This is a genomic window from Bacteroidales bacterium, assembly GCA_013141385.1.
In the GTDB taxonomy this organism is placed as follows: domain Bacteria; phylum Bacteroidota; class Bacteroidia; order Bacteroidales; family Tenuifilaceae; genus UBA8529.
The window spans coordinates 325,771-352,079 of record JABFRB010000016.1; the positions used below are offsets into that span (position 1 = coordinate 325,771).

General features: G+C 34.4%; 18 protein-coding genes and 1 pseudogene. 6 read left to right on the plus strand and 13 right to left on the minus strand.

Annotation, left to right across the window (positions count from 1 at the left end):
- Positions 1-20 precede the first annotated feature (20 nt).
- Positions 21-794: a histidinol-phosphatase HisJ family protein gene (locus HOO91_09865; GenBank protein ID NOU17851.1), complete on the minus strand. Its 774-nt coding sequence runs from the start codon at positions 792-794 to the stop codon at positions 21-23.
- A gap of 314 nt (positions 795-1,108) precedes the next feature.
- Between HOO91_09865 and HOO91_09870 the strand changes: the two genes are divergently transcribed.
- Positions 1,109-2,497, plus strand: a complete 1,389-nt coding sequence (locus tag HOO91_09870) for a GIY-YIG nuclease family protein (GenBank protein ID NOU17852.1) — start codon at positions 1,109-1,111, stop codon at positions 2,495-2,497.
- Here HOO91_09870 and HOO91_09875 read toward each other — a convergent pair.
- From HOO91_09875 to HOO91_09890, 4 genes are all read right to left on the minus strand, one after another.
- Positions 2,472-3,809: a deoxyguanosinetriphosphate triphosphohydrolase gene (locus HOO91_09875; GenBank protein NOU17853.1), complete on the minus strand. Its 1,338-nt coding sequence runs from the start codon at positions 3,807-3,809 to the stop codon at positions 2,472-2,474. The two genes, HOO91_09870 and HOO91_09875, sit on opposite strands and share 26 nt — an antisense overlap.
- Positions 3,810-3,895: 86 nt before the next feature.
- The gene (locus tag HOO91_09880) at positions 3,896-6,658 is read right to left on the minus strand and encodes a GAF domain-containing protein (GenBank protein NOU17854.1); all 2,763 of its coding nucleotides are present in this window, start codon (positions 6,656-6,658) and stop codon (positions 3,896-3,898) included.
- 93 nt (positions 6,659-6,751) lie between these two features.
- Entirely contained in the window at positions 6,752-7,597 is an 846-nt protein-coding gene (locus HOO91_09885) for a universal stress protein (GenBank protein ID NOU17855.1), read from the minus strand.
- A gap of 89 nt (positions 7,598-7,686) precedes the next feature.
- Positions 7,687-9,909 (minus strand): HD domain-containing protein, encoded by a 2,223-nt coding sequence (locus tag HOO91_09890; GenBank protein NOU17856.1) that lies wholly within the window; start codon positions 9,907-9,909, stop codon positions 7,687-7,689.
- A gap of 1,613 nt (positions 9,910-11,522) precedes the next feature.
- Between HOO91_09890 and HOO91_09895 the strand changes: the two genes are divergently transcribed.
- From HOO91_09895 to recO, 4 genes are all read left to right on the plus strand, one after another.
- Positions 11,523-12,320: a universal stress protein gene (locus HOO91_09895; GenBank protein ID NOU17857.1), complete on the plus strand. Its 798-nt coding sequence runs from the start codon at positions 11,523-11,525 to the stop codon at positions 12,318-12,320.
- An 11-nt stretch (positions 12,321-12,331) separates the two neighbouring features.
- On the plus strand, positions 12,332-12,922 hold the full coding sequence (locus tag HOO91_09900) for a non-canonical purine NTP diphosphatase (GenBank protein NOU17858.1): 591 nt from the start codon (positions 12,332-12,334) through the stop codon (positions 12,920-12,922).
- A 50-nt stretch (positions 12,923-12,972) separates the two neighbouring features.
- On the plus strand, positions 12,973-15,267 hold the full coding sequence (locus HOO91_09905; GenBank protein ID NOU17859.1) for a T9SS type A sorting domain-containing protein: 2,295 nt from the start codon (positions 12,973-12,975) through the stop codon (positions 15,265-15,267).
- A 227-nt stretch (positions 15,268-15,494) separates the two neighbouring features.
- On the plus strand, positions 15,495-16,226 hold the full coding sequence (recO, locus tag HOO91_09910) for a DNA repair protein RecO (protein ID NOU17860.1): 732 nt from the start codon (positions 15,495-15,497) through the stop codon (positions 16,224-16,226).
- 196 nt (positions 16,227-16,422) lie between these two features.
- On the opposite strand, the gene HOO91_09915 is transcribed toward recO, so the two are convergent.
- The 8 genes and pseudogenes from HOO91_09915 to HOO91_09950 form a co-directional block, all read right to left on the minus strand.
- Complete coding sequence (locus tag HOO91_09915) at positions 16,423-17,931, minus strand: oligosaccharide flippase family protein (protein ID NOU17861.1); 1,509 nt, start codon at positions 17,929-17,931, stop codon at positions 16,423-16,425.
- Between the two features lie 259 nt (positions 17,932-18,190).
- Complete coding sequence (locus HOO91_09920) at positions 18,191-18,616, minus strand: putative toxin-antitoxin system toxin component, PIN family (GenBank protein NOU17862.1); 426 nt, start codon at positions 18,614-18,616, stop codon at positions 18,191-18,193.
- Positions 18,591-18,824, minus strand: a complete 234-nt coding sequence (locus HOO91_09925) for a hypothetical protein (protein NOU17863.1) — start codon at positions 18,822-18,824, stop codon at positions 18,591-18,593. Before HOO91_09925 ends, HOO91_09920 begins: the two co-directional genes overlap by 26 nt.
- 144 nt (positions 18,825-18,968) lie before the next feature.
- On the minus strand, positions 18,969-19,418 hold the full coding sequence (locus HOO91_09930) for a VOC family protein (GenBank protein NOU17864.1): 450 nt from the start codon (positions 19,416-19,418) through the stop codon (positions 18,969-18,971).
- Positions 19,419-19,689: 271 nt separating this feature from the next.
- Positions 19,690-20,004, minus strand: coding sequence for a nucleotidyltransferase domain-containing protein (locus tag HOO91_09935; protein ID NOU17865.1), 315 nt, complete (start codon positions 20,002-20,004; stop codon positions 19,690-19,692).
- Positions 19,983-20,381 (minus strand): annotated as a pseudogene (locus tag HOO91_09940) (HEPN domain-containing protein). Before HOO91_09940 ends, HOO91_09935 begins: the two are co-directional and overlap by 22 nt.
- Before the next feature lie 896 nt (positions 20,382-21,277).
- Positions 21,278-22,156 (minus strand): site-specific DNA-methyltransferase, encoded by an 879-nt coding sequence (locus HOO91_09945; protein NOU17866.1) that lies wholly within the window; start codon positions 22,154-22,156, stop codon positions 21,278-21,280.
- Positions 22,149-24,569, minus strand: a complete 2,421-nt coding sequence (locus HOO91_09950) for a hypothetical protein (GenBank protein NOU17867.1) — start codon at positions 24,567-24,569, stop codon at positions 22,149-22,151. The genes HOO91_09945 and HOO91_09950 overlap by 8 nt, the downstream gene beginning before the upstream one ends.
- 795 nt (positions 24,570-25,364) lie before the next feature.
- Between HOO91_09950 and HOO91_09955 the strand changes: the two genes are divergently transcribed.
- Positions 25,365-25,733: a hypothetical protein gene (locus HOO91_09955; protein NOU17868.1), complete on the plus strand. Its 369-nt coding sequence runs from the start codon at positions 25,365-25,367 to the stop codon at positions 25,731-25,733.
- The last annotated feature ends 576 nt before the right edge of the window (positions 25,734-26,309 follow it).

The following is a 26,309-nucleotide window of genomic DNA, read 5'->3' on the forward strand; positions in this document are numbered from 1 at the left end:
AATTAACTATTTACCAAAACCTAAATTCTTTGAGCTTCCCTTTCTCTTTTATTGAATTTAATAATCTCCTTATAACCCAACGCTTTGAGTTCGGAAATGGCCTCTTCAAAGAATTGTCCTATATTTTGCTCAACATGAGCATCTGAGCCAAGAGTGATGGGTACTTTATATTTGGCCAATTTTTCTAGAAATACAGCCGAGGGGTAGAATTCCGCGCAGGGTTTACCCCTCCCGCTGGTATTTAATTCTACTACAACCCCAGCTTTGCGGAAAATTTTTGCAGTTTCTTCATAAAGGCGTTCAAGTCGAAAGGATGGATAGTACCCGAATTTCTTTGCCAAATCGCAGTGTCCAATAACATCAAATAAACCTGATTTTGCCGATTGTTGAACAAGTTTAAAGTAATCAGTATAAAATTTATCAATACTTATTTGGTCGTATGGTCGAATATCTGTATCAAAATTCCAATCATTAATAAAGTGAACCGATCCAATGGTAAAGTCGAATGGTATAGAGTTAATTAGTTCACCTATTTGTTTTTCCATTCCTGAATAGTAGTCAATCTCTGCTCCAAGTTTTACAACAACTTTTGTGTCATTCTTACTCATAGCATTAACCTTCTCTATCATTGTATTTACTTCCGACATCTCCATTGCCCAACCGACGGGTTTTATGCTAATATGATCGGTAAATCCAATTTCAGGAATACCTTTGAAGGCAGCTGATGCGACCATATCCTCGTGGGTATCTTTCCCATCGGATAGGTATGTATGCATGTGATAATCAGGAAGCATCAATGACTTTGTTGTTAATTTATTATTACTGATATAACAGAGATTATTGATAAATATATGTAAAGATAATAATACAAGAAATCCGATACGATTTTTTAATTACAATAACAACACAAGATTTAATTCTTTATGTGTTTGAATTAAAAATCTAACCAAAACCAATTATAATTAACATCATGTTATATGGCTATTTGATAACATTTTTAACAACTAAATTAGTTAATTGTTTTGAAGTCTGATTTTAAAAAAGCAGGAATATTTCTTACTAATTTAACAGCCTCTAAAACGACAAAAGATTCAACAAGGAATAATTTATGTATACCATCATCGATATTGAGACTACTGGTGTGAGTCCTCAGCGTGATAAAATTACAGAGATTGCCGTATATGTTCACGATGGTACTAAGATTATTAATGAATTCACAACGCTAATTAATCCTGAGAGAGCTATACCTTATTATATATCACAGATGACTGGGATTACCGATGATATGGTTGTGGATGCTCCACGCTTTTTTGAAGTTGCTCGTAAAATAGTTGATCTTACCGAAGGGATGATTTTTGTAGCGCATAATGCACCATTCGACTATCGTTTTATTCAAAGCGAGTTTAAGCAGCTAGGTTTCGATTTTGAACGTCAGACCCTTTGCACTGTTAGGCTAAGCAGAAAATTAATTCCAGGAAAATCGTCATATAGCCTTGGAAATCTATGTCAAAATTTAGGCATTAGAATTGAAGATAGACACCGTGCCGCAGGAGATGCATTAGCAACCGTAAAACTTTTAGAACTTTTACTTAAAATCAGTAACGAAACACAATCAAGCATAATTAGCACTACTCCTGATCGAAAAGGACTTCACCCCAATCTAGATCTTAGTTTGCTATCTAAAATACCAGAGAAAACAGGCGTTTACTACCTTTACGATGAAAGAGGCGTACTAATTTACGTTGGTAAAAGCATAAATATTCGTCAGAGGGTTCTCCAGCACTTGGGATCAACTAAATCAAATCGTGCGGCAGAAATGCGAGGTAGAGTAGTTGATATCAGTTTTGAAATAACTGGAAGCGAGTTAATTGCTCTCCTTCTTGAAACCGAAGAGATTAAAAGGAACAAACCAGTATTCAATCGTTTAGGGAGAAGAACAGGTAATAGGCTAGGACTATTTAGTTACGAAAATGAGAATGGTTATTTGTGCTTAATAATCAAACGGATGATTTCCAAGGATGGAATCCCTTTAACATCTTTCTCTAATACCGATGAATCAAGGGAGTTTCTTGAACGGCTAATGGAAAAATACGACTTATGTCAAAAACTATGCAACCTATACTCATCTGGTGGAGCATGTTTTCACTATGAGATTAAAAGGTGTTCTGGTGCTTGTATTGGCGAAGAACCTGCTGATGTATACAATCTCCGAGTTCAAAAAGCTATCGAAAGCATTGGGTTATCCTCAAAGAGTTTTTTACTTTTCGATAAGGGTCGAAATGATTCCGAAAAATCAGTTGTTAAGGTAATTAATGGTAAACTAGTTGGTTACGGCTTTTTTGACCCGTCGAGCATAGATGGGAATCTTTCATTGCTCGATGATATTATTTCTCCATGCTCCGACAACCGAGATGCTCAGTCAATAATCCGGTCATTTTTAGGTAAAGCCAAACAGGGATCTGTGCTGTATTTTAATGCGGAATTCCAGGTAGATTGATTCCCTGTAATACCCTAAATTGTTCTAGTGCGTATAAATCCGTCATTCCAGAGATATAATCTAAAACAGACATTAGCTTCTGGTAATTTGAGCCATCGTTACATCTGAACTGTTCGGGGAGGAGTCTTAATGTCTTTGCATTGTATACTCCTTTAGGTTCAATAATTGCTTTACAGAAATTATCAAGCAGTACACCTAAAATTCTATAACCACCAAGTTCAATTTCAATAACCGTTTTGTGGTTATATATTTGCTCAATTGATATCTCCTTGACCTTTTTCATAGCAGATAGAGAGGAATCATCAATGCAATCAATTAGCGATGGCACTTGTACTCCGTTGATTATTTGATCATAGTTATCGGAAAAAACCTTAGCACAATCATTAATTAATTTGCTTATTACCAAAGCCCTCAAAAATGATATTTGTTCGTTGGTATCGGTTACCTCTTTAAGAGTTTTGCTAATTTTATCAATTTCACTCGAATTTTTCTTCGAATCGAAAAAGTTTAAATAGAGTTCTTTAACGAGGTTGGTTGAAATAATACCAAGTTTATGTGCATCCTCAATATCCATTATTTGGTAGCAAATATCATCGGCTGCTTCGACCATGTATACGAGAGGATGACGAACAAAGCCAGAAGCATCTCCTTCTTTTTGAATTAAGCCCAGGCGATTGGCTATCCTCGAAAATATTTCCTCTTCCGATTGAAAGAACCCAAACTTTTTGCCCTTTGATGAGGATGGATACGGATATTTAACAAGCGAAGCAAGTGTAGCATAGCTAAGCCGAAACCCACCACTCCTACGGCCTTTCAGTTGTTGCGTAAGCAAACGGAAAGCATTAGCATTCCCTTCGTATCGGGTTAAATCCAACCACTCCTTATCGCTTAAAAGGTGTTTGTAAAAATCAGTTTGGTCTATAAAATATTTTTTTATTGCCTCTTCTCCGCTATGCCCAAACGGGGGATTTCCTAAATCGTGGGCTAAACTGGCAGTTGAAACGATTATTGGAATTTCAGTAATCAGATCAAAATTCAGATCGTCCTCTTTTTGTTTGATGATGTTCACAAGGATACTCCCCAATGTTCGACCAACACTTGCAACCTCTAAACTATGTGTTAAACGATTGTGAACGAACACGCTTCCTGGTAATGGGAATACCTGAGTTTTATTTTGTAGCCTGCGAAATGGGGAGGAGAAAATAATCCTATCGTAATCGCGCTGAAATTGAGATCTTGCATAACCCGAATCCAAGACGTTTTCGCTTTCTGCTCCCAACCTCAGAGGATTAAGGAGTTTATCCCATGTCATCAAATGCTTCATTGCGGTGTTTTTAAAAAATCAAGGCTCAAATGGATGTCTGAGCCTTAATGTATGCAATTATAACTTTACGATATTTATTTTTTACTAACGATATTTGCGGTTTTGATAATCTTATACACTTCACCGTTTTCATCTGCCAGCGGAGTATACGTTTCCTCCGAAGTATATGATTTATTGTTTATTGTAAATTTGTTGGTTGTCTTTAAGACAATTCCATTACGCAGATCGTTCCAAAACTTATCATTTTCAGTCTTTTGCTTTTCAGTAAACTCCATTTTATCAGAATGATGAGTTCCAACTAGTTCATTAGAGGTTACTCCTAACAGATCCAAGTAATGATTATTAATATAAGTAATATACCCTTTAGGATCATATTCAACTATATAAATAGAGTTACTAATTGCGTCGATATAGTTTTGCATATCCAAAAACCTCTGTGATGCAATCTTATTTGCTTCAATCAGTTCTTCTTCTAAATGTTTTGTGTCTGATATGTCAAATTGAATACTTAATAAGCCCGTTTTTCCTGTATTGGGTATTATAAATGGCAGTTTTGTCGTTCTTAAGTACTTTTTCTTAAGCCCACTTGTATCCTCAAAGATATATGTCTGACTACCCTTTTCCATAATTTCTATCTCTTGCTTCCTCCAGTTATCGACATCTTCTCCACGGTGATTGTCATAATCGGTCGTTCCAATAATTTCATCAATGGATTTATTGTAGCCAGCAGCAACATGAGAGTTGGCAATTAAAAATACGCCATTTTCGTCTTTTAGAGATATTTTAGCAGGAATTGAATTTAGTAACTCTGTAAGTAATTTGCGATTTTCTTCATGTTTTTTCAAAGTATCCTGCATACGCAAAGCATCATCCTGCTTTAAACGCTCCATTTCTTCTTGAGTAGATTGAAGTTCCTCCATGTTTTGCCTCATCTCTTCTTCTTGAGCGGACATTTCTTCTGCTTGCTGCTGAGTTCTTGAAAGCAATAATGTGGTTCTTATGTTTGTCCTTGCAGATGTTAGTGTTGATGCAATACTTTGTGCCAATTTTTCTACAAACTCAATCTTAAACTCCTCAATCTCAGAGAAAGAGGCAATTTCTAAAACTCCAAGTACTTTTTCTTCAATTAGTAAAGGAACTATAAGCAAACAACGTGGACGTGCTTCACCTAAGCCAGAAGTAACCTGAATGTAATTTTCAGGTATTTCTGTTAGATAAATCGTTTGTTTTTCCAATGCACAAGCGCCAACCAATCCTTCGCCTAGAAGTATTTGTTTTTTTAAGTATTTGTGACGATTGAAAGCAAATGCTGATAATAGTTCAAAATGAACATCTCCAGATATGTCATCATTATAAATGAAAACACCACCCTGATTTGCATCGAGATAATGTACTAAATTCTTGATTATATCAGCCGCAAGTAATTCAAGTTTATCATTATTTTGACGAAGTATATCGCTGAATTTAGCTAATCCTTCATTTGTCCACCTACGTTTTTCGTCTTCAATCTTTCGTTTTTCCTCCTCAAGTTTTGCTTTCTTAAGGCTTTCTCGCATATTAATTAACGATTTTCCTAACGTATCTTCTTCACTTAAAAGATCTAGATCAACATTTAGATCTCCAGCACCTATTCTTTCGGCAAAGTCGGTCTTTTGGGAAAGTCCCTTAATGTTGATATTAAGATAATTGAACATCTTCCCCATTTCGTCTTTTTGATCATCCGAATAAATCATTCCTAAATCAGCATGGCCAAAAGAAATTCGTTGTAAAGTATTAACAATACGAGTAATTGGAGAAATAATAAATTTTTTTGAAAAGATGTATGTGATAATTAAAAGTATTGTAATTCCTATTAATCCAATGATAATTGACTCCCAAAAAGTAAAGACAGAAGATCTTACAACCTCTGACTTTGGAACTACCGTTACCAAAGACCATGGCATTTTGCTTTTCCCAACAATAATTGGTTTTACCGAAAAAAAGGAGGTTACACCATTAACATCAGATGCTGTAAAGAAAGCAGATTCGCCTGAAGAAATCTTGTCAGTTACATCATTTTTAGTGAATATACTTTCATAATCTTCAAGGGCGTTTTGACCTATTTTTTCTTTATCGGGATGTGCAATATATTTAATATTATTAGATAGTAGGAATGCGTAACTATTTTCATATGGCTTAATAAGTCTGATATCATTATAATACCTTGATAATTCAATGTCAATACCTATAACTCCTATAAAACGTCCATCAACTAAATTCGAAACAACTATACTTGTTATTAAAAACTGATTCTTGCTATCACTGGTGAAACTAAAAAAGTAAGGATCCTCAAGACTTTCCGATTTATCTCTTTTTATTCTAGCATAATCAACAGGATCTCCACTAACGCTTCCAATTTCAGTACCATGTTTTATTTGCCCCTTCTCGCGCCAGTAATAACACCTATAACGACCATAATCTTTTTTGTAAGTAAGATCAATGTAGTTTAACTCCCAACTATCCCAAACAGAAAGAAGGTCTGGATTTTTAATTAGAGTCTCCTCATATAGTTTAGCAAAAAGTTCTTTCCATTTATCTTCTGAGAGAAGTTTGTGTACTTGAATTGAGTTTGAAAGAGTACGAGCTATAAAAAGGTCTTTCTCTAGAGAACCCTTAATTTTCGAAGCATGATAATCCGCAACTACATTGATATGTTTAATTGCATCATTAATAGAGTCTTTTCTGGATTTTAGGGCTATGTTTCCAACTGTAAAAATGAAAACAATAGTAGACGCTCCGATAACCATCGAAAGAATTTTTTGCTGTAGCGATAGCTTTTCGAATACATTAATCTTCATACTAAAGCCTTTTAAAAGTTATAAAAAAAGCATCTTGGAGGATGCTGTTGGATAAAACCCTACCCTAAAAAGAGCATTTAGATGTTTTAGGAACTAATAAAAACTTTGGTATTTACGAGTCCTTGGGTTTACACACATTACAGGAACAGTGGTTGTTCCTTGTTTATTGTTCTGAACATAAACATCATATTTATCGGCCATAATAAGGATAAGATCAGCATCAATATTTTGAGCAAACCTGAACACCTCATCACGAAAATCGCTTTTTTTCTTTGCCGTTTTTATACCGTATATGATTTTGTTCCCATCAAGCATCTTTTTTGTAAAATAGATGTTGTTGGCCATGTGCTTCTTTTTCCCTTCGTCGTAAATAAATGGTTTTATTAAGTTGATGTTACATTTATAATACTTAGATAGATATATTATCCAATGAACTGTTTCTTTGTATTTTCTGTCATGATCTAGAGGAACAACAATCTCAATATAGTGACTATGTGCAGGAGGTCCATCAATGATAATAAATGGGATGGTGAAATTTTTTATCACCATGTTTTTGAGAAAATTCGGAGCTTGGTACTGCTTTTTACCGTAGTTGTATATTTTTGACGATACAATTAGGTTAAAGTTAATATCACCAGTTGTAATAAGATCCTTAACAAGTTTCCGTGGATGTCCTTCAAGAACAAGGGTTTGAGGTCTAAAGTTGTATTTATTATATATATCTTCAACAACTGCTTCTAGTCTCTTTCTGGCATCATGTATCTCTTTTTGACTACCTTTTTGATTGAGAAATTGATAGATCAATGTACGGGGAAGAATATGCAATAGCATAATTTCATTCTCACCAGCAGCAGCAAGCTGAATAGCATGAAGTAAAGCATTATCAGAGCCCTCCGAGAAGTCCCATGGTACAAGTACGACCTTCTTAACACTATCCATAAGGAATATTTTATTTAGGATACTGCACTTAAAAAATCAGTGTTAAATGTAACAAAAATAATTAAGAAGCGAGAAAAATCAAGGTAAATTTATAATTTATTTTTTTCAATCCATTTCTTAATATTCTCAAGTTGGCTGTTTTTATTGACGTTTCGAAGTTTACGAGCGGTGTTAGTAAAATATTGATGTTTTTCAATAAATTTAATTTGTAGCTCATTCCACTCCTGAATTGTTCCAATTTTGCCATGTTCATGTAACTCCTTATACAACATATTTGAGACTGGAATAAAATCAGTTCTTCCAAGATAGTCCAAATCTGCATCGCACATTATTGCCTCCAACAAGTTTTTTGGTTTTGGTGGCAGCTTAGTTATCATTATTAGATCCGATATTATTTCAATTTGTCTTTCAGCGTACTGATACTCTGGAAGTATTTCTCTTGCAAGTTTTACCCCCATTTCTTCGTGAGTATCATAATCTATTAAGTGTCCAGCATCATGAAATAGTGCTGCCGTTTGAAGTAAAAGTTGCTCCTCTAGGCTTACATTTTCGGAGCGTCCTATCAATTCAACCTGAGTATAAACGTCAACCGTATGCTTTAAATTGTGATAATATAAATCTTTTGGTAGTCCCTTCTCAAGTTTTTCAAGAATAAACTCCTCCAAATCGCCGAATCGTAAAAACTGAAGCTGAATTTGAAAATCGTTATTGGGCTTAAAGCAATCCAAATTGCTAGCGAGGGAGGGTTTAATGCCGTCAACAAAATACATTTCAATATCACCTTTGTTCTTTATGGGCATTTTACCTCTATAAGTACATAAGAAGTAATCCTGTACGAGCATATGAGTATTACCCGAAATATTTATTTTACCTACCTCCCCAGAGGATTCCATTCGGGATGCAGTATTAACTGTTGATCCCCATATATCGTATGATAGTTTGTTTCTACCTACAACGCCTGCTATTACTGGACCAGAATCTATTCCTATTCTTAAATCCCAAATATTTTGTCCAGGATTATGCTGACGGTTAATTTCACGCATGAAGTAAAGCATTTCAATGGCCGCAAGTACTACTTCTACCGGGTTTGTTCTGTTTTTATGAGGGATTCCGCCTGCACACATGTAGGCATCGCCAATTGTTTTAATTTTTTCGATACGATATTTTTCAACAACAGAATCAAAGTAAAGAAAAAACTTATCGAGTTGATCGATTAGATTTTCTGGATTTAGCTCATCTGTAATTTTCGTAAAACCCTGGATATCTGAAAATAAAACGGTAACAATTTTAAACCGCTGGGTAGTCACTTTACCAGTTTCTTTCAGTTCGTTTGCAGTTTCACGTGGTAAAACTCTAGCAAGAAGGTTGTCCGTTTTTTCCTTCTCTCTAACTAATTCTTCTGTTCTTCTGTTTATAATGCTTTCGAGTTTAAAACGCTCTAATGCATGTCTATAATTTCGCCACTGATAAAAAGAGAGAAATGACAGAAGAACAAGTACTATTAACGAAATCCTAGTAAATTTCGTTTGAAAGAAATCGGGAACAATATTAAAAGTAAACTTAAGCTCAGGAGACTCAAAATCATATACGTTTCGGACCTTTGCTATAACAATATATCTACCAGGATTCAAGTCACTTAGTATAAACTTTGAGTTTGTGGTCCATTCTTTCCATTTGGATTCAGTACCCTTAATTTTAATTGAGTATGTGAGATTCTTCCAATTGAAGTCATCCAAACTACTTAAAGTAATCTCGATTGTGCGACAATGCTTGATTTTGAATTCAGAAATAGTATTAACAGTTTCAGGAATGATACCATTATATAAGGGATGTATTTTATCTCCGTCTTGTGTAGCTATTGACAAAATATATAAACTTGGACGAGTATTGTTTTGACTCCTTATATAATCAGCAGATATTTTAATCAATCCTTGAGAGGTTGATATCCATCCACAGGAATCAGAGTCTAGAAAAGTAGAGTTTACTTCAAAGGTATTATCTAATGCATAAAGATTTTTTTGTTTTAAAAAGCGTCCTTTTTTAAATTCCTTTTCTAGAATTATTGTTTGGTAATTTGGGCGAAACACCGAATGAACATTAACTATTTGCTGCCCGATGTTCGTTACTCCAATATTCTTCGCAACCCCCGTTTTGAAAGTTTTAACTAATTTATCATTCAATACTGAGAGTGTATCACCATTTATAATAGGCTGATTATTTTGAGAAACGATTTGCAACGGAGTTAAACAACCTTGGATTGAAGGGTTATTACAGTCAAAAGAATAATTATACCATTTTTGATTATCCAACATTAAAAGTAAAAGATTGTCAACACTAAAAAAGTTTACGAAAGAGGAAGAATTATTCCTTTGAATTTCATGTAGCAGGAAAGGAGATGTCAGGGTTGAATAGTAAATATGACCCTGACTATCTAAGAAAATTGCCTTTGAAGGCGTTGATTTGGTGAAGCAGGTTTTGCTAAAAACCATTGGTTTTGCAGTTATTCTATCTACCCTATTATCAGATAATACATATAAACCATTAGATCCAATTGCAAAGAGACGACCCTGATTCTGGGTAAACGCATTGAAATTACCCTCTTCAATTAACTCGAAAACGCAACTTTTTTTCAAATTTTTTCGAGTATAAAGCCCGTAAGAGGTGGCTATATATAACTGGTTTTTAAATTCGATTGCAGCATTTACAATTCCTTTAAGGTTTTTCTTGTAGTTAAATAGCTGAACCATGTTAGGTTTGGTGAAGCTAAAGATTTGAGTGGGAGTAATAGCAAAAAAACAGGTATCGTTTGCGGTACAAATTTCAATAGGTGTGATTGATAAAGAGCCTCCAAAGTCAACAAAACGGTTGACAGATTTGCTTTTAGAATCAATCATTAAAAGACAATTTTTTGATGTGGAGATGAAAAAGTAACTACCTGTTGTCCAAACGTTCAAAATAGTTTCACTCGGTTGTAAATAACGATGAATACTACTAAATAGCGATGTGTCTTTGCTAGTTAAATTATAAAACCAAGGAAAATCTCGGGTAACTGCAAGAAAATCATTCTCCAAAGCAATAACCTTTACCACAAGTTGGGACGAAAGGTTTTTTGAATTCCTTAATGGGTTAATTGTCTTTCCCTCAATTGTATAAAATCCTTTTTCGGTACTATAAAAAACTAAACCTTTCCTTGTATTATAAATATTAATGGTTTGGGCTGACGAATCAATAGGAGTTGGTTTATCATTATAAATCCAAAGCGTTGACCCTGTTGAAAAATATACCTTTTGGTTATCGATTCCCACCCCAACTATTTTATGGTGAAAATTTGAAGTAGAGGGGGTGATTATTTGATTAATACGATACTTACCCGAATCATTTAAAGCGAGTAAAGAAAGAAAATTATCATCCGCAATTATGATTTTCCCTTGGTCATCGAAGGCTATAATTGGCTTTCCAGTAGTTTTAATTTTCTGGTAATTAACGCCATCATAAATTAGCACTTCTTGGTCGGTAGTAATAAAAAGCCTATTACCTTTGTCTACAAATAAAGATTTATAGGATAATGGATAGGGTTGTGGTATACGTGGAATCTCAATAACTATTGGTTGACCAACAAACGCTGAATCATTATAGTTAATCGGTCTAGCGATATTCACCAGCAAACAGAATAAAAAAAAGAGAGTCGAGTATTTAAAAAAACTTGAAAAATTCATACATTAGAGCGATTTTCAGCTTAAAGATATTAGGGTGCAAAGTCTAAATATCTGAAAAAAAAGGTTTAATCAAAACATTTTATTGAACCTTAATTATTAAAATGTAATTATCTATTTGAAATATAGATACTTAGTATTGACTAATTTCGAGGTTAAAGAAAGATATTTCATACAAAGAAACCGATTAAGACCAAAATAGCATTACGGCAATGAACAATTTAAAAAAAACAATATTGGTTCCCACCGATTTTACCCAAGTTGCAGACTATGCCCTTCAGCATGCAGTAAGAGTTTCGTCAGTGGTTCATGAACCTGTAACCCTTTTACATATCGTAGATAATCCCAACAAAGTTGCCGAAGCTCAAGCAAAAATGGATCAACTTGCCAAAGAGACTCAAACTAAATACAATATACTACCAGCAACCATTATACGACTTGGAGATATATTTGTTGATATAGCAAAAGTAGCTGTTGAGATAAACTCAGGTATGGTAATAATGGGTTCACATAGGATTAAGGATGAATCTACACTTAATGACTCAATCGCATTAAAGGTTATACAAAGTTGTAAAGTTCCATTTATCACTATACAAGAGCCTCCTATTAATAAGCGGTATGACGAAATAGTTTTTCCTATTGATGATACTGCTGAGAATATCGAGAAGCATTCATGGATATCATATTTTTGCGATTATTATGTATCACGTTTTCATCTGATTAAACCGAATATCACCGATCCAAAACTTCTTGCAAAGGTTGATATGAACATGGCTTCTGCTCGTAGGTATCTTGATGAGAAGGGAGCAAGGTATTATGTTTACACTGTCACTGGCAAAAAACCATACGCTGAGGAGGTGCTGGAAATGGCAGCGAATATCAGAGCCGATTTGATTGTTATTATGACAACAAAAGTTTCCAACGAATCAACCTATACCGTTGAACCCCATGAGCAGTATATAATTTCCAACGCAAGTTATATTCCTGTAATGTGCATTAATCCTCAATAACATCCTGTTTCATGTCTCATATCTTACGGGAGTTAGTATTTGCCACCAATAATCCTCATAAGTTGTCGGAGGTTCAGCATCTTCTTGGTAATAGTTTTCATCTTTTATCGCTACTAGATATTAATTTCAAAGATGAAATACCAGAGGATTATGATACTCTAGAGGAAAATGCTTTGCAAAAAGCTCAGCATATCTATACTATTACCAAACAGAACTGTTTTGCTGATGATACTGGACTTGAGGTTGAGGCTCTTAATGGAAGACCCGGCGTTTACTCAGCACGCTATGCTGGTGAAAGCAAAGATCCCAAAGCGAATGTTCAAAAACTCCTTATGGAGCTAAAGGGTGTTGAAAATCGAAAAGCCAGATTCAGAACTGTTGTTGCTCTTATATTAGATGGGAAAGAGCATCTTTTTGAGGGCATAGTTAATGGTCAAATAATAGAAAGTGAAAGAGGTGCGGATGGTTTTGGTTACGATCCTGTTTTTTTACCCGATGGTTACTCCTCAACATTTGCTGAAATGAATCTTTCCCAGAAAAATAAGATAAGCCATAGAGCAAGGGCTATAAAATCTTTGGTTAATTTTCTAAGAAATTTATAATAAAAACCTCATTTAAATAGTTTGAATTTAATTCTCTAAAATCTTTACAAATGAGGAAAATTATCTTTCCTGTTTTATTAGTGCTTTCGCAACTAGTGCATTCGCAGATAAAAGTTGGAAATTGGCGCGATCACTTTTCGTATAATAATTGTATAGCCATTACAAAAGGAGACAATAAAATATATGGAGCAACATCAACTGGTGTTTTTTGGTATAGCACATTAGAGGGATCAATAGGGAAAATAAACCGCATTCAAGGGTTGAATGATATTGATATTAATACTATTGAATACTCTTCGCAGCAAAAAATTCTGGCTGTGGGGTATGAGGATGGGAATATTGATTTTATATTTCAGAATAGAATTTTAAACATGCCCCAAATTAAAGATAAACTAATGCAGGGCAGTAAAAAAATTAATGGCTTTACCTTTTATGATAACCTAGTATTTACTTCTACAGATTTTGGAATTGTAGTTATAGATATTTTAAAGGAGGAAATAAAAGATACCTACTACATTGGTGATTTGGGTGAACCACTAAGAGTTAACCGATCCGCTATTCTGAATAGTTCAATATATGCTGCTACTGAAAAAGGATTGCTTCGTGCCGATATAAATGATCCTTTGCTAATTCAATATCAAAGGTGGACACATGAATCTTTCTTTAGCAATTCTACTGATGAATGCATTGATGTGACAGTATTCGGATCGTCCATAATTGCGGTTGAAGGGAATGCAACCAATCAAAAAGATATTGTTTGGGTTTATAATGGATTAACTTGGGTGGAACTTGGAAGGCCATATAATACAGTTTTGCATGTTAGGGCTGATCAAACAAAACTTTTAATCACGTCTAAAGAAGGTATTTCAAGTTATACATCTATTATAGATATCCCAATTGTTCATACTAGCTATAATTTCACATGGCATTTCGACCCATATATGGCTATCCCCATTGAATCCGAAAAAATAGCTATTGCCGATAATTCCTCTGGAATTGTATACGGAGAGTTTGGAGCCTTAAATTCATATCTACCAAATGGACCCACAAATAACAGAGCATTCTCTATTGGCGTAAGTAGCGAAAAGGTAATTGTTGCAGCGGGAGCTTACGATGCTGCTATGGGAAATCGCTGGTTTCCCTTTTCATACCATAATTTCGAGAAGGAGCAATGGCAAACTTTTGAGGAATCGGTTGATTTAGATGCTATTCGTGTTGCTTTTAATCCATCAAATCCTAACGAATTCTACATTTCCAGCTGGGGGAACGGAGTTTTTCAATATACCAATGACGAGCCAGTGAAGCATTTTGATTACCAGAATAGCACTCTTCAAACTATATATCCCAATCAACCCTATTGTAGAATTAGCGGAATAACATTCGACAGCAAAGGAAATTTATGGGCAGCAAATGTTATGGTTCCAAAACCTATCTCTGTTAGAAAACCTGATGGTTCTTGGTATTCATTTGCTTATGCAGGTGCAATAAATTCTGACCAATTATCGGATTTATATTTTTCTCCATCTGGGCAACTATGGCTAGTTCTTCCCAGAGGTATAGGTCTATTTGTATTAGATCCTGGGAAAAATATCGAATCTGCAACCGATGATCATTATCGTAAGATTAAACTTTTTGATAGTAACGGGAATATTCTTCCTAACGATATTTATTCGCTAGCATTCGATCGTGAAGGATACGCTTGGATAGGCACAAGTGAAGGTGTTCTAATCAGCTACAATCCCGATAAGGCAATAGATGCTTCAACTTTTGTCGTTCAAAGAGTTAAAATTCCTGATGTTGTCCAAGGACTTGCAGCCTACCTTCTCCAAACAGAAACGGTAACATCCATTGCCGTTGATGGCGGTAATCGGAAATGGTTTGGAACAAGTAAATCGGGTGTTTTCCTTCAATCATCCGATGGCTCAAAGGAGTTACTTCATTTCAACACACAGAATAGCCCACTACCCTCCAATTCTATTGTTGATATTAAGATTCACCCAACATCGGGAGAGGTTTTTATTGCAACAGATAAAGGACTTATGTCCTATCGTGGTGAAGCAACTGAACCCTCAGAAAAATTTGGTAAAGTGTATGCTTTCCCAAATCCAGTTAAGCCAAACTATAATGGGATAATAACCATAACGGGGTTAGTCGAAAATACTACTGTTAAAATCACCGATATTAGCGGAAATCTAGTCAATGAAACTCAATCGTTGGGTGGACAGGCAACTTGGGATGGAAAAAATCTAAATGGACACAAAGTATCTACTGGTGTTTACCTAATATTCTGTTCCGATAGTAAAGGTGAGGAGACCGCTGTTAGTAAGTTACTTTTTATTAAGTAAACTGAGTCCGATATAATTTTAACACAAAGATCTTAAGTTCCGGATCTAACAAAATGGTTGTTTTAATAAGATACAGGTATACCATAATGATGTTTATTGATATTGAGAGACTCAGAGAACACGGAGGTTTGCTAGTTTTGCATAAATGCAAAAACAACAAGGTATAATATCTTAAATTCTCAACTTTAATGTAATTCTTTATCTCGAATTGACGTTAAGTAACAGTTATGATTCATAAAACCAAGGCAATTGCGCTCCACACAATTAAGTACGGTGATAGTAGCCTAATTGCTTATGTTTACTCCGAATCACATGGGCGTTTAAACCTGATGGTTCATAGCGCTTATGGGAGAAAGAAATCAGCAGGTAAAGCCATCTTCTTTCAACCGCTAAGCCTAATTAATATTATTTATTACCATAAGGGTTTTCAGTCTCTTTGTAAGTTAAAAGATGTATCAACAGAGGTGAGTTTTAGTTCTATCCCTTTCGATCCCGTTAAAAGAGCCATCGCATTATTTATTGGAGAGGTTGTATATCGTACAATTCGCGAGGAAGAACCAAATCCCACAATGTATAACTATCTCGAAAACTCAATTCAACTCCTTGATGTGATGCACAGCGGGATCTCAAATTTTCATTTGATATTTTTGGCACAACTCTCCCGTTATCTTGGTTTCTTTCCCGGAAATAATTGGAGCGAAGCAAAGCCAATATTCGATTACAAGAATGGTTTATTCATTCATGCCCAGCCATTACACCCGCTTTTTTTCGATAAAGAGAATAGTAAATTAATTGGGCAGGTGCTACAAACCCCTTTTCATGAGGCAGAGAAATTACAGCTTAACCATAAAGTTAGAGCGCAACTAATAAATAATTTTTTATCCTTTTATCAGGTGCACATCGAGAGTGTTTCAAACATAAAATCTTTGCCAATATTATCTCAGGTGTTTGAAGAATAAAGTCAAATTTAACCACGAAGAACTCAAAGGATACACAAAGCAAAAATATTGCAAACAAACACTTTGTGAATTTTGTGACATACTTCGTGCCTTTTGTGGTTAAACTCTTTTCAATTTTTTGGATACTCACAGAGGAAAACTCCTTTGGCCTGAAGACCCTGCAAATTTCAAATTTCTTGAGTTCTACCTAAAATCTTTAAATCTTTATTTTCAGAATTTTAGGCTTTTCAACGGCAAGAACAATTCCCACATAAATTAGCAAAAGCAATGAATGGAATAGGAATCGAAAAATTATTCCATCTATTACAACAATGGTTTTGACAAAGTAGAGCAGTATTGCAGCACCCAGATATCCAAAGAATTTTAGTAGATTATATTGAACTGGGAAATATCTTTGACCAATTAGGTAGGAAAGTACCATCATAGTTCCATAGCATATGAATGTTGCCCAAGCTGAACCGTAGTAGCCGTAAATTAGATGATCTGGCGATAATGGTATCCACCAAAAATTTAAAACGAGTGTTATAACGGCTCCAATAACCGAGAGCCAAGCTCCCCAAATGGTTTTGCCAACTAATTTATACCAAATTGAAAGATTGTAGTAAACTCCTAGGAAGAGATTAGCAAGCATCAGTACTGGTATAACGCCTCTTCCTACCCGGTATTTTTCACCAACCAAAACATTCAGTATAAAATCATCTAAATAAACCATTGTTACTAGGAAAATCAGCGAAACCACGATAATAAAATAATCCATAATACGGGCATACACCAGCTTGGCATCCTTTTCCTTTGCCTGAGCAAAAAAGAAAGGTTCTGCAGCATAACGATAAGCCTGAATAAATATGGTCATTAGAATTGAAATCTTGTAGCAAGCGGTATAAATCCCAACCTGATAGGTGGCTATATCCTTAGGAAGCAGATAGCGGAGTAAAAGTCTATCGAACGTTTCGTTTACAATCCCCGCCATTCCAGCAAAAAGCAATGGGAATGCATAGAAAAGCATTTTCTTCCATAAATCGGGATGGATTTTCCATCGGGTTGCAGCAATCTCGGGGAAAAGCATTAGAAGTGTAATGCCGCTGGCTATCAGGTTTGATATGAAGATATACTCAATACCCCAATCAGTGCGATAAATTAATTTAACAAGATGTGCGGCTGTGCTATTTCCAAAACTCTTAAGGATAAACGGGCATAGAAGAATAAAAAAGAGGTTGAGGAATATATTTGTGATAATATTTACCATCTTGATTGTTGCAAACCGTTTAGCCTTGTTTTGCGCACGAAGCCGTGCAAATGGGATTGATGCTATTGCATCAAGAGCCAGAATCCATGCAAACCATATAACATATATTGTATAATTCGCATAATCGATAAATTTAGCAATGGATCCAGCGTAGAACGAAACCATTACCAGGAAAATAATGGATGTGATTAGTAGCGAGATCATCCCCGTGCTGAAAACCTTATCCTTATCCTTATCGTTCTCCTTTTCGTTAAAACGAAAGAAAGCCGTTTCCATTCCATAGGTCAAAACCACCATTAGGAAGGAAACATAAGAGTAGAACACATTCACATTTCCGTATTCCTCGGGAAGAAATACACGGGTGTAAAGCGGAACTAGCAGGTAGCTAAGAATTCTACCAAGTATACTCGGAATTCCGTAAATAGCGGTTTGTCCGGCAAGTCGTTTTATTGCATTCACGGAAGCAAATATAATGATTATACCAATTGGAGGTATTTATCAATCCAATTGTCGTTTCACTTGACGGATGGTTATATAAAACTTTCTCTCCTTTTATATCTTAATATATCGCAAATTGCGATAATGATGTAAGGGTGGTATTAAACCACTAAGGAATTAAAGGATACTCAAAGAAAACAAGGTAAAAGTTAGAGTTCCGAACTTTTAAAAAGTTCGGAACTCTAGGGTTTATACGTTGGGGTTAATCTTTAGCTCGGGTTTATTGCTTTAGTAGCTGTTCGAAATCACTATACCTTACAACAAGAGTTTCCTCAATTCTATTAAGTTCAAGTAAGTCTTGGTCGCCAGTAATTAAGAAATTAGAATGTGAATCGATGGCTAAGGAAACTAAGTAGTTATCTTTTGCATCTCTACAAACATTGGACTTAGTAGCCAATTCTATGCAATCAGATGATTCATCAAGTAATTCAAAAAACTCTTCCACTTGTTCTTTAGTGAAATACTTTTTGATTTTTGGTTTTTTAAAAACTTCCGATAATTCGCAATACTGTTCCTTACAAGTGATTATTTTTATGCTCTGAGAGTCAATATGATTTTGCAGACCTCGTAAACTCTTGCCAATCAAGAACGAAATCCAAATATTCGTATCAATAATAATTTTATATTTCTTGCTTTTTCTTTTCATATCTTCGTTTCCTAACAGATTCGACCTCTTTGGTTATTTCTTCCAGAGTCAACTCATTTGTTTTTGTTGATTTAAGAAGGTTATTAAACCTTTTAAGAAACAAAGATTTCTTCAATTCATTAAAAATCTCAAGTTTATCACTATCGTCAAGTTTATTCAAGATTTTAATAAACTGATTTTTATCTAGTTCTATATTTATCGTTCTCATTCTCTCTCCAAATAAATTTTATCAAATTTAGTAAAACACTTGGCACTAAGCAAATATCATTGGGGTATAACTTATTTATAATCCAACCCCTATTTGGATTTATAAACTTCTAACCCTTTAAGTAAAAACAATGAAAAAAAATTCCTATTCCTTTGCTTTGTCAGCATTAATTGGTTCCCATAGCTCTATTTTGTTACCCTCTGAGTCCATAATATGTATAAACTTTCCAAAGTCGTAAGTGGCAATGCTGTCGAGTATGGTTACACCGTTTTCTTTGAGTTTTTTTACAAGTCCTTCAAGGTTTTGAACCTGGTAGTTAATCATAAAATCCTTTTTGGATGGGGCAAAATATTCATCCCCTTTTTTGAAAGGTTTCCATTGAAGGGAGTTTACCTCGTCGGGTCTATTGATGTTTCTGGACTCAAAACTGGAAGAACCCCAATCATTTATTTCAATCCCTAAATTTTTGGTGTACCACTCTTTCGTTTTCTTAACATCGTCCGAATAAAAGAAAATTCCACCAATCCCTGTTACCTTAGGGGTTGTATCTTTAACTGAAGCTGTGCTTGTAGCTTCGTTTTTTTGTTTATCCATACTATTTGATTTTTTGCTTGTTTCACTTGTCCGATTGCAACCTATAAAAATTGTTACAATTGAAATTGCTAGTAATAGTCTTTTCATTTTGTTGTTTAGGTTTTTTAATGTTGTGTTGTTTTTAACTTCGGTATATTGGGTAAAAAACTATAAAAGGTATATTCCTTTAATTTTATTGCCATTTGCTTTATGATTAGGAGTTCCGAACTTTTAAAAAGTTCGGAACTCTAGGGTTTATTTGTTGGAATTAATCTTTAGTTCGGAGGAGGCGTTAAATATCTATCTTTACTCCATATTTTACTATCTGATTTACAATTGGAATACTAAAATCAAACTCTTCTTTAGTAAAGGCGTGAGGTTCAATTAAAGTTTCTTCTCCTTTGCGAATTACCATTAGTTTTACTTCGGTTTCAAAAGTGTGACTAACATTACTATTGAGAACAATGGCAATATCTATATCGCTATTTTCATGCTGGTTACCTTTTGCATACGAACCAAACAACCAAGCTTCAGAAAATCCCAAATCAGAACTTTGAACTCGTTGTAAATAACTTTTGCTAATCCTTAAAGCATCGCTTTTATCCATATTCTACAGTCTTTAATTTTATCAATCCACTCTGCTGTAAAACTATCCGTACAAAGTTGATAAAAACTATGTTTGTAATCATCGTATCTTGCATTAATATTGAATCTTGAGATGCTGTCCAAAATAATTTGATGTGATATATCAAGGTCAATATTAGCTTTCTCACAAATTCGTCTCAAATCATGAATCATTGGAGGGAATTCCCCTTTTGATTTTACATATAAAGCTTTAAGTAGTTTTTCAATCACCAAATGACCCATAAACAAAGCCCAATTGTTATTTTGGGTTTTTTATAAGTCAATCATTGTCTTGAAATCATTATCTGAACTTTCAATCCAATAATTTATAATACGTTCTTTATCAAATTCATTGCCCATACACAACTGAAAACAATATCATTAACACAAAGGTATCAATTTTTTCATTTCAAACTAGCTGCGAAAATATGTTATCGGTTAATGCCTTATAGCTGATTCATACCCTAACCTTTCGAATGCCGTTACCTTAAGGTTATTAAACTCTAGCAGGACCTTTGGACTCTGCTAGGTTAACCAACTTGTTTGACCTTCCAGATTCGTAAGAACTGGAAGAGTCAATGGTAAAATTGAATGCAGTATATCTTCGTATAACTCCCATCCATTAAATGCTATACGGTAAGCGTTCCGTACTTTTTTAAACGGAACTCTAGGTTTTAAATGCCGTTACCTTAAGGTTATTAAACTCTAGCAGGACCTTCGGACTCTGCTAGGTTAACCAACTTGTTTGACCTTCCAGATTCGTAAGAACTGGAAGAGTAAATGGTAAAATTGAATGCAGTATATCTTCGTATAACTCCCATCCATTAAATGCCATATGGTAAGAGTTCCGACCTTATTAAAAGTTCGGAACTCTAGGGTTTTAATGCCGTTGCCTTAATATTATTAAACTCTAGCAGGACCTTCGGACTCTGCTAGGTTATCCAACCTGTTTGACCTTCCAGATTCGTAAGAACTGGAAGAGTTAATGGTAAAATTGAATGCAGTATATCTTCGTATAACCCCGTCAGGGTTTTGAACCCTGACGGGGTTACTCACTCCCATCCATTAAGTGTTATACAGTAAGAGTTCCGAACTTTTTTAAACGGAACTCTCGGGTTTATGTGTTGGGTTTAATCTTTAGCTCGGATTGCAAATCCGAGCTATTGGGGTTATTTGTTGTGGTTAATCTAGAATATCAGGCTCAGCCTGAAAGAATAGATTCAACTTAGTCTGAGTCAAAGACTGAACGGGGGTAATTATTCTTTCGGTTTTCTAAAATTAATGATATTCTGATGATGGTGATTTATTTTATAAGCATAAGGGTAACCAAATGGATACAAGGGTTTCACTGGTTGTAGTAAAACAGTTGTGCCTTGAAACTCAAATCCAATTTCTTGCATAAGTCTTACCATATCACCTTGAATAAACACTTCTTTTTTATTTATAGTAAAGTCACTTATTATTATTGTGCAATATTTACCGCTTTTTAATACAGTATAGCATGATTTCATTATCGATTGCAATGATTTGAAAAAGTCAGAATATTCATCAAAATTACCTAAATCATTTTCTATGTCAGAATAATACTTTATACCATCTCTAGCACCAATTCGATAAGCTTTACCATTGTTATTCCTAATACCTTTCGAATCATTTCTCAAAATATTATGATACGGTGGTGAAGTAATTATATAATCAATATCTGATAAGTTTTTTACTTCAACATTTGAATCTCCAACAATATATTCGTAATTATTTACATCAAGTGCTTCAAACCTCTCTAGTGCAATTTTTTTATATTCTGCATTTAAATCAATACCAATGCAATAACGACCAATTTGATTAGCTGCAATAATTGATGTTCCGCTACCAACAAAAGGATCAAGTACCTTCATACCTTTCTTTGTGAACATCTCAATATTTTTCTGGACATCTCGAATTAAGAATGGTGCCGGATGCTTATATGCTCCTTTGTCTTCATTAATAGGTTCTGTTTCCCAAAAGCTTTTTGTTCTTATTAACCATTCCTTTCCAGTTAAATCATTTAAATTATTCCTAGGATCATATTTACCTGGTTTATTCTCTTCTGATTTTGGCTTTCTCGGTCTTTTATTTGACTTTATTTGCTTACTCATTTACCTTTCTCGAAATTCTAATTAATTCATTTAAATCTACTTTTGAGTAACCTGATGCCTTGGACAGATCACTATAAGTAAGATAACACCAATTTTGATTCTCAAAACCATATAAAAAATATGGGTCTTTTATTCTTAACAACTCCATTTCTCTTTTATCTGGTATCACCATAATTTTTGGAACTTCATTTCCAAGATTTGACGCTCTTTGAATAGCGGAAGTAAAATCAGTACTATTTTCAACTTCAAAAACACATTTAATTTTAAGTTCTTCATCAATCCATAAAGCATCAATCATTTCAACTCTATTTAAAGCTTCTCTTTTGATATCTTTAATGTTTTTTAATGCTAGATAATCTGCAAATGTAGATAAAATTTTGCCATTAGAAGCCAACTCAGGTTGCTCCCTTCTTCCAACAAAAGTTTTGTGTTTAGCCTTATTCCCAATTTTAATAATTACCTCAATAATCCTTGTGTGTTGTGTGATTGATTGTAATGTTTCATCTTTAATTTTCCATTTTTCAGAAGATTTATATGCATACTTGCTAATAGTATCAACTATGCTTCTAGGGTCAGGAGTTAAACCATTTGGAAAAGTTTTAAATAATTGCCCTATAATATCATCAAATTTGACTGAAACATTTTTTCTTAAAATTGAAATAATTAAATCTTCGACTCTTCTATCTAAGGGCAAGTCAGGGAAATTAATATAATCATTTGGATTGTTAAACCACCAGAATTCACCAGCCTTATTTTTTTCATTTTTCCAAGATTTAAAAACTTTACCCTCCCCACAGTTTTCTATTAATATTTTTTCTATTTCCTTCTTGTATTCATCTGGTTGGAAGAATCCTGCTTGTAATAATTCTGGAATTAATCCACTCGTTAAAATAGTCAAAGGAGTTGGTTGATTTCTTTCAGCAATTATGTCAATTGCTTTTTGTTTTATAAAATGCTCTAACCCTGATTGGTCATCAGAAAAGTCTACATCCCTATGTTTAACACATCTAATATAAAAATCAGCACCAGATGTTCCATATGGGTTAGAAACATTTGATTCACCAGACCTTTTATTATATTGATGGGTAATTTTATCAAATTTAAAACCAGAATATTTTACAGATCTAACAAAATCATTCCATTCTTCAATTTTTTTATGATGAAATGTAACGACTAGATACCCCTCGTCTTTAAGAACCCTATGTATGTTTTTAAATGCATTTTCCATTCTTCGACGATATTCTGGTCGTTCTACGCTTCCTTTTTTTATTGTAATTTCTGGTCTTAAATCTGGTTCATACTTTATATCTACTTTTTTTAACCATACAAGCCAAATAAGGCTTAAATCCATATAATATACTAAACCAGCATAAGGAGGATCTGTAATAATAAAGTCGATAGAATTTTCAGGAATATAATCAGCTAAATCAGCAATATCAATAGCACCATAATTAATGTCAGCTTTTCTATTTATTTTCTTATTCTTCTTAGCATCATATATTTTAATTCCATTAGGAAACTTTTTTTTAAAATCCTTAAGTGCAGATACAATTCCCTGCTTTTCCAGACAAGAGCGTCTAAAAACCACAAATGGATTTTGTTCCATTGACCTTCTCCTAATCATATAATCTGCACGCCCCCAACTTCCAGAAAAGTCTCTGTTAGATTTTGGATTTCTAGGTACAACCATTTTAGAGCAAAGATGTAATGTTTGGATGAATCCAGATAAAAGCTGAATCTTTACATTGTTATCAGATTCATTTGTTATAATACTAAAGATTTTTGATAAAATGTATAAGTTCCTTCTTGTCCATAAATTTTCAAATGAATCACCACCTATATCTTTTATAAATTTATGTGTAATTGATGGATTGACCGGAAATTTATCCGTTGGAAACCAGAAAGGAATACTAATTTTATTCTGGCTTTCTGTTATATTTATTATGTTTTTATCAGGTAAAATCGAAAATGATTCTTTCCCTGTTTTTAAAGAAACTCTTGCTATTTTTCCATCTTCCCATTTATAATTAAAAATTGTCGCTTCATTACCATTATAATTGGTGATAAAATGCTCCTTGTAGACTGAATCCAATGACATTTCTTTTTCTATTTTATTGAAAGTTGCTTTAAATTTACTTTCATTAAAATCTGAACAGATTGATTCAATAGTAAAGCATGTGATAGGATTTAAATCAAAAGCGATTGCTTTTCTATTACTTTTTACGGCCTCGAATGCAGCAACAGAGCTACCTGAAAACGGGTCTAAAACTATATCGTTTACGTCCGAATATGCCTCAATAAATTGTCTCCAAATATTATGAGGTTTCTTTCCCCAATATTTAGTTGCTTTATACATTGGCGGTCTTACGCTTTCTACTAAAGCATAATTTATGTGTTTTATTTTTTTTGTCATTTTTATTTTATGTTCTTACTCCTAATTTCACACAATTCGTATATAAATGTGCCAAAAGTACATTTATACACCTCCATAATGAAATGTATTATGCACCTTCTGGTAGCCTTTCTCAAAGTTAACCAAAATTATTAACCCTCAAAAGGAATTTAATTGTTTAAGTAATTTGTAACTTGGTTACTCACTTTTCCACCTTCACCTCCCAAAATCCAAAAATCACCCAACTACATTCCCAAGTCACTTACCTATATCGAAAGCATTACTTTCTACATCGAAAGCATTACTTCCTAGATTCCCAAATCACTTTCCTACATCCAAACCATTACTTTTTAGATAGAAAATTGACTTTTCTACATCCAAAGAATTACTTCCTACATTCCCAAGTAATTCCCCTATATCGAAAGCATTACTTTTTAGATGGGAAAATGACTTTACTACATCGAAAGGATTACTTCCTACATTCCCAAGTCACCGTCCTATATCGAAAGGATTACTTCCTACATTCCCAAGTCATCGTCCTATATCGAAATGATTACTTTCTACATTAAAAGCATTGCTTTATATATCCAAATGAAAGCTTCCAATATAGGGATGGTACTTTTCTACCCTGCTGGGTTAGCGGGGAGATGTTTTTTTAACGTTTATTATGAAATAATTCCCATGTACAGGCCGTTATGTAGCATAGTTGTTGTTATAACCTTTCTATGAAGGTTAGCCAACTACTAATACCATTTTTAGCTTACGGCTTTGCTTTCTATTAAATGATTGTTTTACTTAACTCTTAAATTTTTTACTATGGCGTACAAGAAAAGAAGTACCTCATTGGAACAGGAAAAGGCGCAGAATCGCCTTGATGGCGCAAAACTGTTCGAAACCAATATTAATTTTGGTAGGGGACTTACCGAGGCGGACTACTCCAACCAAATTACCCTAGTGGATACCTTAACCAAGGAGTATAATACCCTGCTTACTAAAGCGGATGGGGTATCGACTCAGCTTGATAGGGCGGAAAAGGATTTGGCTGAGCTCTCCACTCGTTTCCTAAACGCAGTGGGTGCCAAATACGGTTACGATAGCGTGGAGTACGAGAAGGCAGGTGGCGTTCGCAAGAGCGATTATAAGCGCACCTCAAGGAAAAGTACCAGTAAAACTTTAAGCGAATAAACCCCAACCCCTTAAGTTAAGGGGCTATAACAGAGTGATGTTGTAGTAATCATTTTTGTTTGATAGTGTAAAATATATCGCAATTTGCGATATTGAGATAAGGGTGTGATGGCGGAAGAATTAACCCCAACCCCTTAAATAAGGGGCTTTAACAGATCCTACAACTACACTCTTTAATTTCAATAATCATTGTAAACATAGTGTTCAATTATACCCCCTTTTTTTAAGGGGGCAGGGGGTTTTTCTCTGACACGGATTAACCCCAACCCCTTAAATAAGGGGCTTTAACAGATTCTGGTGTTTTGTTTGATTATTCTTAAAAAGGAAAAGGAGGGCTAATTGAGTATTGTAGTTGAGGTTGTTTTCGAAAGAAAGTTAAAGAGTATGCGAAAATCTGTTTTACCCCCTATTTTTAGGGGGCAGGGGGTTTTTCTCCAGCTATTTCCGAGTGTCTTGTCCTAAAATAGGTTGACAAAAAACCAAACAAAATGTCAACTTAAAACAGGATTAACATGAGAACAGTAAACCGCTACACGGACGAATTCAAGAAAAATGTGGTAAAAGAAGTTTTGGAGG